Genomic DNA, 8,672 nt, shown 5'->3' on the forward strand with positions numbered 1-8,672 from the left:
TTCGCGGAGAGGGACGCCCCCGCTCACCCGCGGCGGGCCCCGGCGCGCCTCACTCCGTCCCGGCCCACTCGCGCACCGTGTCGGCCAGCAGGGTGAAGAACCGGGTGTGCGCGCGCCGGCTGCACGGGGCCTCCGGGTTCCACGGCAGCAGCCGGGCCCGGGCCTCGATCGCGCGCCAGTGCTCGTCGGCCCGGAGCTCCTGCGGCCGGGCGGCATTGACCCGTACGTCCATGAGCACGATGTCCGGGGCCATCGCCGCGGCCTCCGCCCAGCCGACCGTGGACCAGTTCACCCCGGCGCCCGTGGCCGGCTCCCGCAGTCCGACGCCGTGTTCGGTCAGCGCCCGCAGGTCCGGCCAGGAGCTGGGCCGGGCCAGATGCACCCGCTCCGGCCCGGCGGGCGACAACGCCAGTACCCGCGGCCGTATCGAGCCGCCCGTCGCCTGCCGCAGGGCGTCCTCCGCGGTGTCCAACTCGCGGGCGGCGCCGAGGGGTTCACCCCGCCCCAGCGAACCGGCCAGCGCCGCGAACCGTTCGCGCACCCCGGCCAGGCTCCGCCCTGGGCCCACCGCGACCGTGGCCACCGGGACATGCGTCTCCAGCTCCAGCGCGGTCTTCTGCTCCAGGCCGTAGACCTGCTCGCCGTCATAGGTCACGGCCACGACGAGGTCCGGCTCCGCCTCCAGCAGGGTGTCCGGGTGCAGCGCGCCCCCCGAGCCCAGGTAGGGGATCTCCGCGAGCGGCAGCTCGCCGCCCTTGGCGGGGTCGGGGGCGGCGCCGTCGTGCTGGGACCCGAAGAGCCCCACGGGGCGTATGCCGTGGTCCCACAGCGTCGCCCCCGCCTGTATGTACGCCACGATCCGCAACGGCCGGTCCCCGGCCACCGCAAGGCGCCCCCGGTCGTCGGAGAACTCCCACGGTGTGCTGTGCTCCATGCCCTCTCGCCTCTCTGCATCGTCCGCCAGGATGCTGTGGCGCTCGCGAGGATTGCCCGCCGGCGTCGGCGCATATCTGCCCAACGGGCCACCCCCGCACCCCTCCGGCGGGCGCCCCGGCCGCGGCGGCCGGTCCCCGCGTTGAACCGTCCAGATGATCGTCGGCGCAACACGAACGTCTCCGCTGATTAACGGTCACGGTATTGCCACCGTGGGTGACATGCTTCTACGGTCTCCTTCTCGACCGCGATCTACGGGTGTAGACCGGTTGTGGCGTGGCGTCAGCGGAGCGGACCTGCCGAGGGGATGGTGCGCGTCGGCTCCGCCTTCCCGTGCCGCCGATGTCGCTGGTGTGGAAGGAGCAGGATGGTGAGCCGTACGGTCGTCCGGGGCGGACTGGTGATCACAGCCGCCGATGAGATCCACGCCGATGTCCTGGTGGAGGACGGGCGGATCGCCGCCCTCGCCGCGCACGGCAGCTCCACCGCGGAGGGCTGGGGAGAGGCGGCGGACCGCATCCTCGACGCCACCGGCAGATATGTCATCCCGGGAGGCGTCGACGCACACACCCACCTGGACTTCCCCTTCGGCGGGACCTTCTCCTCCGACAACTTCGAGACCGGGACCCGCGCCGCGGCCTGGGGCGGCACCACCACCCTCATCGACTTCGCGGTCCAGTCCCGCGGCAAGTCACTCCGCGCCGGCCTGGACACCTGGCACGCCAAGTCCGACGCCCAGTGCGCCATCGACTACGCGTTCCACATGATCCTCTCGGACGTCAACGAGCACACGCTCAAGGAGATGGACCTCCTGGTGGCGGAGGGCGTCACCTCCTTCAAGCTGTTCACCGCCTACCCCGGCGTCTTCTACAGCGACGACGGACAGATCCTGCGCGCGATGCAGCGCTCCGCCGACAACGGCGGACTGGTGATGATGCACGCCGAGAACGGCATCGCCATCGACGTCCTGGTCGAACAGGCGCTGGCCGAGGGCCGGACCGACCCCCGCTACCACGGCGAGGTCCGCCGGGTCCTCCTGGAGGCCGAGGCCACCCACCGCACCATCCAGCTGGCGCGGGTGGCCGGCGCACCGCTCTATGTCGTCCACGTCTCCGCCGAGGAAGCCCTCGCCGAGATCGCGCAGGCCCGCGACAAGGGGCTGAACGTCTTCGGCGAGACCTGCCCGCAGTATCTGTTCCTGTCCACCGACAACCTCGCCGAGCCGGACTTCGAGGGCGCCAAGTACGTCTGCTCCACGCCGCTGCGGCCCCGTGAGCATCAGGAGGCGTTGTGGCGCGGACTGCGTACCAACGACCTCCAGGTGGTCTCCACCGACCACTGCCCCTTCTGCTTCCAAGGGCAGAAGGAGCTCGGCCGCGGCGACTTCTCCAAGATCCCCAACGGGATGCCCGGAGTGGAGAACCGGATGGATCTCCTCCATCAGGCCGTCGTGGAGGGCCGGATCAGCCGCCGCCGCTGGATCGAGATCGCCTGCGCCACCCCGGCCCGGATGTTCGGCCTCTACCCGAAGAAGGGCACCATCGCCCCCGGCGCCGACGCCGACCTCGTCCTCTACGACCCCACCGCCCGGCAGACCGTCTCGGCCGAGACCCACCACATGAACGTCGACTACTCGGCGTACGAGGGCAAACAGCTCACCGGACAGGTCGAAACGGTCCTCTCGCGGGGCGAACTCGTCATCGACCGGCGGGAGTTCACCGGACGCGCGGGGCACGGGCAGTACATCCCGCGTGGCACATGTCAGTACCTCATTTAAGGAGCGCCACCGTGGACTTCGGAGTTGTTCTGCAGGCCGACCCGCCCTCCTCCGCCGTGGTGTCCCTGATGCGCCGTGCCGAGCGCAACGGCTTCCGCTACGGCTGGACCTTCGACTCGACCGTGCTGTGGCAGGAACCGTTCGTCCTCTACAGCCGCGTCCTGGAACACACCGAGCGACTGATCGTCGGTCCGATGGTCACCAACCCCTCCACCCGCGCCCCCGAGGTCACCGCCTCCACCTTCGCCACCCTCAACGAGATGTACGGCAACCGCACCGTCTGCGGGATCGGCCGCGGCGACTCCGCGATGCGGGTGGCCGGGCGGCCGCCCAACACCCTGGCCCGGCTGGGCCAGGCGATCGGCGTCATCCGCGATCTGGCCGAGGGCCGGGAGGCGTACGTCGGCGACCACCGGATCAAGATTCCCTGGATCAAGGACGGCAAGCTCCCGGTATGGATGGCCGCCTACGGGCCCAAGGCCCTCGCCATGGCCGGCGAGCTGGCCGACGGCTTCATCCTCCAGCTGGCCGATCCCTTCCTCACCGAATGGATGATCAAGGCCGTTCGGACCGCCGCGACGGACGCCGGCCGCGACCCCGCCGACCTCACCATCTGTGTCGCCGCACCGGCCTATGTGGGCGACGACCTGGACCACGCCCGCGAGCAGTGCCGCTGGTTCGGCGGCATGGTCGGCAACCACGTCGCCGACCTCGTCGAACGCTACGGCGAGCACTCCGGCATGGTGCCGGACGAGCTGACCGCCTACATCAAATCCCGGGAGAGCTACGACTACGCGCACCACGGCCGGTCGGGCAACCCTGACGCCGGCTTTGTGTCGGACGCGGTCATCGACCGTTTCTGCCTGCTCGGCCCGGCCGCCGCGCACATCGACAAGCTGCGGCAGCTCCAGGCGCTGGGCGTGGACCAGTTCGCGCTCTACGCCATGCACGACGCCAAGGAATCCACCATCGACGCCTACGGAGCGGAGATCCTCCCCGCGTTCGCCGACTGAACGGGCACCGGCACGGGGCGGTGCACACCGCATGCGGCGTGGCGCCCCGGCGAGCGTTCCAGCGGTCGACGGTGGTCGCCCCGCCGACCGGGCGCCACGACCGATGACATGCCGCGCCGCCCGGCCACCACCCGGGCGGCCCGCACCCGGACGAAAGGCCCCCGCATGTCCGCGACCCCCTCACCCGTGCCGCCGGAACTCCCCATAACGTCCCCGGACCAGGTCACCGCCCCGGACGGCCGCGTCGAACCCGCCCCGGGCGCCATCGCCGCACACGGCCGGTACGTCAACGCCGACCTGCGCCCCGTACCGCTCTCCGAACGCCGCTGGACCACCTACAACTTCACCGCCCTGTGGATCGGCATGGCCCACAACATCCCCTCCTGGACCCTCGCCTCCGGCCTGGTCGCACTGGGCATGGACTGGAAACAGGCGGTCTTCACCATCGCGCTGGCGAACCTCGTCGTCCTCGTCCCGATGCTGCTCACCGGGCATGCGGGCCCGAAGTACGGCATCCCCTTCCCCGTCCTGGCGCGGGCGTCATTCGGGCTGCGCGGCGCCAATCTGCCCGCGCTGGTGCGGGCCGCCGTGGCCTGCTGCTGGTTCGGTATCCAGACCTGGATCGGCGGCCAGGGCATCTACATCCTGCTGGGCAAGATCTTCGGCGGCGACTGGGCCAAGGCGACGTCCATCGGCGGCTACCCCTGGACCCTCTGGCTCTGCTTCCTGGTGTTCTGGGCCGTCGAACTCGCCATCATCCACCGCGGTATGGAGACCCTGCGCCGCTTCGAGAACTGGGCCGCACCCTTCGTCCTGGTCGGCGCCCTGGTACTGCTCGGATGGATGGCGGCCAAGGCGGGCGGGTTTGGACCGCTGCTGGACCAGCCGAGCGCGCTGGGCTGGGGCAAGGACTTCTGGCAGGTCTTCTTCCCGTCCCTCATGGGGATGATCGGCTTCTGGGCGACCCTGTCCCTGAACATCCCCGACTTCACCCGCTTCGGGGCCGGGCAGCGGGCCCAGGTCTGGGGGCAGTCCCTCGGGCTGCCCACCACGATGACGGCGTTCGCCCTGCTCTCCGTACTGGTCACCTCCGGCTCACAGGCGGTGTACGGGGCGCCGATCTGGGACCCGGTCGCGCTGGCCGGCAAGTCCGACAGTGTCTTCGGCCTGCTCTTCGCCCTGGTCACGGTCCTGATCGCGACGATCTCCGTGAACATCGCCGCCAATGTCGTCTCACCCGCCTACGACCTGGCCCACCTGGCACCGAAACTCATCAACTTCCGTACGGGCGCGCTGATCACGGGCGTGATCGGCGTGATCATCCTGCCGTGGAAGCTCACCGCCACCCCCGAGCTGTACATCTTCACCTGGCTCGGCGTGGTCGGCGGGCTGCTCGGTACCGTCGCCGGCATCCTCATCGCCGACTACTGGATCATCCGCCGTACCGTCCTCGACCTCGCCGACCTCTACCGCCCCGGCGGCCGCTACTGGTACACGGCCGGCTGGAACTGGCGTGCCGTCCTCGCCTTCCTCGTCGGCGGCCTGCTGGCGGTGGGCGGCTCCTACTCCCGGCCCGGCAAGGGCCCCTTCCCCGCCCACGGTCTCCTCCCGTTCCTCAAACCCCTGGCCGACTACGGCTGGGCAGTGGGCCTGGCCACCGCGCTGACGCTCTACACGCTGCTGATGGCCACGGGATCCGGACGGGCCACCCGGGGCCCCGGCCGAGCCACCCGGGCATCCGGAGGAGCCAACCCGCCGGCCTGACCACGACCGGGCTCTGGCGGCCGTCTCCACAGGCGAAGTGGGGATGCTCCGGAGTTACCGCTTGGACCGGTGGAGTCGGCAGGGCGCCCGGTCTGTCCTGGACTTCCGGCGCCAGATCATCAACCGGGCGGAGGATGCGCGGGAGGCGTGGCTGGTGGGCCTGGTCGGCGAACGGGCGCCATCATTGGCCCGAGAGCTGCATGTTCGGCTTCAGGCAGGGTGGGCCCTTCGCTGTCCCGCCATCGGTAATGCTGTCCCTACGCTGCGCTCACCAGGTGAAGTGTTGGGTCGTCAGGGGCCAGGTGAAAGAGTGTCCCGTCGAAACAATGACGGACAGCTGACGGGCTGGGGCTGACAAGGTGGGCAGGCATGAAGGCGCCGTACGACCAGAACGACGGCTGGGGGCCGGAAGCCAACTCCCCGGCGGACGACACGATCCGACTGCGTCCACCTGCTGCCAACATGCACTCGACCGAGCCTCCCCATGAGCCTGGGCCGAGCAGCTCAGCCACCCTTGATGCTCCCGAGCCGAGCCCGGAGCGGCAACGAGCCGGGGACTCTTCGGGCTTGATGAAGTCCAGCGCCGTGATGGCGGCGGGCACGATCGTCTCCCGTATCACGGGTTTTCTCCGCACTCTGGTCATGGCTGCGGCGGTCGGTGTCGGCACGCTCAACGACTCCTACCAGGTTGCCAACGTCCTGCCCACGATGATCTACGTGCTGGTCGGCGGCGGCGCACTGAACGCGGTCTTCGTTCCGCAACTCGTGCGGGCCATGCAGAAGGACGACGACGGTGGCGAGGCGTACGCCAACCGTCTGCTCACTCTGGTCGTGGTCGTCCTGGTGGGCATCACGGCACTGTGCGTGCTGGCCGCCCCGCTTTTGGTGCGCATGATGTCGCCGGACATCGCCTCTGATCCGCAGCGGATGGCCGTCACTGTGGCTTTCGCCCGGTATTGCCTGCCCACCATGTTCTTCATGGGCGCCCATGTGGTGCTCGGACAGATCCTCAATGCCCGCGGCCGCTTCGGCGCGATGATGTGGACCCCGGTTCTCAACAACTTGGTGATCATCGCGTCCTTCGGCAGTTTCATCTGGGCCTTCGGCTCCTTCACCGACTCCGGTGTCGGCCCCTCAACCGTCACCCCCGATGGGGTACGGCTCCTTGGGTTCGGCACCCTGCTCGGCCTCACCGTTCAAGCCCTCGCCATGCTCCCGTACTTGCGCGATGCCGGCTTCCGACTGCGATTGCGCTTCGACTTCCGGGGGCAGGGCCTCGGCAAGGCCCTGGGCCTGGCCAAATGGACGCTCCTGTTCGTTCTTGCCAACCAGCTCGGCCTGATCGTCGTCACCCAGCTCGCCACCAAGGCGGGCTCCCTCGCCGAACAGTCTGGACACACTGGCTCCGGCATCACCGCCTACAACTACGCCCTGCTGTTGTGGCAGATGCCGCAAGCCATCATCACCGTGTCCGTGATGACCGCCGTCCTGCCGCGGATCTCCCGCGCGGCCCAGGACGGGGACTCGGCAGCGGTCCGCGACGACATCTCGTACGGCCTGCGAACCTCAGCCGTCGCCATTGTGCCCTGCGCCTTCGCCTTCCTGGCGCTGGGCGTACCGATGGCCACGCTGCTCTACGCCGGCTCCGGGGCCGAGGGCGCCCGCGGCATTGGCTACGTCCTGATGGCCTTCGGCCTGGGACTCATTCCCTACTCGGTGCAATACGTCGTACTGCGCGGCTTCTACGCCTACGAGGACACGCGCACGCCCTTCTTCAACACCGTCATCGTCGCGGTGGTCAACGCCGTCGCTTCCGGACTGTGCTTCGCCGTTCTCAGCCCCCGCTGGGCCGTAGCTGGTATGGCTGCCTCTTACGGCCTGGCCTACGCGGTGGGTGTGGGAGTTGCCTGGCGTCGACTGCGCAGGAGCCTGGGTGGCGACTTGGACGGCCCTCGCGTCCTGCGTACCTACGCTCGTCTTGTCGCAGCCGCGACCCCTGCGGCCCTGGCCGGCGGAGGAGTGGCCTACGCGATCACCAGGGCCCTCGGCAGTGGTGCCCCGGGCTCGCTGGTAGCACTGCTCGCCGGCGGAAGCGTCCTGCTCGGTGTCTTCACTGCCATCGCTCACCTCATGCGACTGCCCGAAGTCAGCGCCATGGTCGGGATGGTTCGAGGACGCCTCGGCCGCTGAGTTTCAGGCTGCTGGATGGGAGACGGTGGTTTGGTGACTGTGCTGCGTATGGTGCCGGATGAGTTGTGGAAGCTGTTTCGACGCGTGGTGCCGCCAGCTCCGACGAGGCCACCCGGTGGCGGCAGACGGAGGCATGGGGATCGGGAAGTCCTGGCTGCGATCATCTTCGTGGCGACCTCCGGCTGCGCCTGGCGACCGGTTCAGGTCCTGGCCGCGCCCATCACCTGCGTGGCGTCCGTGCGCTGCCGCTTGCCCGCCTCCGCATCGGGAACGGCTCTTCGAATTCAGCGTCAGCGAAGACCGGCCCGAGCACTCACGCATCCGCATCGCCGGACAGCCCTTCGGAAACACCGCGCGTGCCACCCTCGCCGTCTCCTCCGGAAGCTCCGCCAACTCCACCCCACGCAACGACACGAACCCACCCCTGAACACGACGACGGCCTGCCCTACCCCAACGGGGTCGTGCAGGCCGTCGTCACGCTGGCCCCGGATTGGCCAACAGCGTCTGGGCATCCGGGAGGGGGCGTCTGCGTTTCGGCGTACGCGCTACGCGGGGAATTCCCCTGCCTGCACACCGGTGACGAACGCCGTCCACGCTGTCGGCTCGAACGTCAGGGCCGGTCCGTTGGGGTTCTTGCTGTCCCGGACGGGAACGGTGCCGTGGGCGTTTGCGTGCGCCGGGGACCACTCCACGCAGTCGCCGCCGTCTTGGCTGCTGTAGCTGGACTTGACCCAGGGGTGAGTCAGGGGGGTCACGATGCCTCCAAAAGCTTGCGGACCATGAGGGTGGACACGTCACGCGCCAGGGCTGAAGCGGTGAGTACCTCGTAAGACCGGGAGAGGGCCTTCCCCGTTTCGGCGTGCGCGCTACGCGGGGAATTCGCCTGCCTGCACGCCGGTGACGAACGCCGTCCACGCTGTCGGCTCGAACGTCAGGGCCGGTCCGTTGGGGTTCTTGCTGTCCCGGACGGGAACGGTGCCGTGGGCGTTTGCGT

General features: G+C 69.5%; 7 protein-coding genes and 1 pseudogene. 5 read left to right on the plus strand and 3 right to left on the minus strand.

The annotated features are described in order from the left end of the window. Positions 1–49 precede the first annotated feature (49 nt). Positions 50–934 (minus strand): ABC transporter substrate-binding protein, encoded by an 885-nt coding sequence (locus ACF088_RS39650; RefSeq protein WP_392380847.1) that lies wholly within the window; start codon positions 932–934, stop codon positions 50–52. A 366-nt stretch (positions 935–1,300) separates the two neighbouring features. On the opposite strand from ACF088_RS39650, the gene hydA reads away from it, so the two are divergent. The 5 genes and pseudogenes from hydA to ACF088_RS39675 form a co-directional block, all read left to right on the plus strand. Then, positions 1,301–2,710 carry a dihydropyrimidinase gene (hydA, locus tag ACF088_RS39655; protein ID WP_392380848.1) on the plus strand — a complete coding sequence of 470 codons (1,410 nt, stop codon included), beginning with the start codon at positions 1,301–1,303 and terminating at the stop codon, positions 2,708–2,710. A gap of 11 nt (positions 2,711–2,721) precedes the next feature. Then, complete coding sequence (locus tag ACF088_RS39660; protein ID WP_392380849.1) at positions 2,722–3,723, plus strand: TIGR03842 family LLM class F420-dependent oxidoreductase; 1,002 nt, start codon at positions 2,722–2,724, stop codon at positions 3,721–3,723. A gap of 165 nt (positions 3,724–3,888) precedes the next feature. Further along, positions 3,889–5,487 carry an NCS1 family nucleobase:cation symporter-1 gene (locus ACF088_RS39665; RefSeq protein WP_392380850.1) on the plus strand — a complete coding sequence of 533 codons (1,599 nt, stop codon included), beginning with the start codon at positions 3,889–3,891 and terminating at the stop codon, positions 5,485–5,487. A 369-nt stretch (positions 5,488–5,856) separates the two neighbouring features. After that, on the plus strand, positions 5,857–7,677 hold the full coding sequence (gene murJ, locus ACF088_RS39670) for a murein biosynthesis integral membrane protein MurJ (protein ID WP_392380851.1): 1,821 nt from the start codon (positions 5,857–5,859) through the stop codon (positions 7,675–7,677). 15 nt (positions 7,678–7,692) lie between these two features. Continuing rightward, positions 7,693–7,869, plus strand: a pseudogene (locus ACF088_RS39675) (transposase); the annotation flags it as partial. A 354-nt stretch (positions 7,870–8,223) separates the two neighbouring features. Here ACF088_RS39675 and ACF088_RS39680 read toward each other — a convergent pair. Next, positions 8,224–8,433 (minus strand): DUF397 domain-containing protein, encoded by a 210-nt coding sequence (locus ACF088_RS39680; protein ID WP_392380852.1) that lies wholly within the window; start codon positions 8,431–8,433, stop codon positions 8,224–8,226. Positions 8,434–8,544: 111 nt separating this feature from the next. Next, positions 8,545–8,672 (minus strand): DUF397 domain-containing protein (locus ACF088_RS39685; RefSeq protein WP_392380877.1); only part of this gene is annotated, 128 nt, incomplete at its 5' end.

Source organism: Streptomyces sp. NPDC015125, assembly GCF_043080045.1.
In the GTDB taxonomy this organism is placed as follows: Bacteria; Actinomycetota; Actinomycetes; order Streptomycetales; family Streptomycetaceae; genus Streptomyces.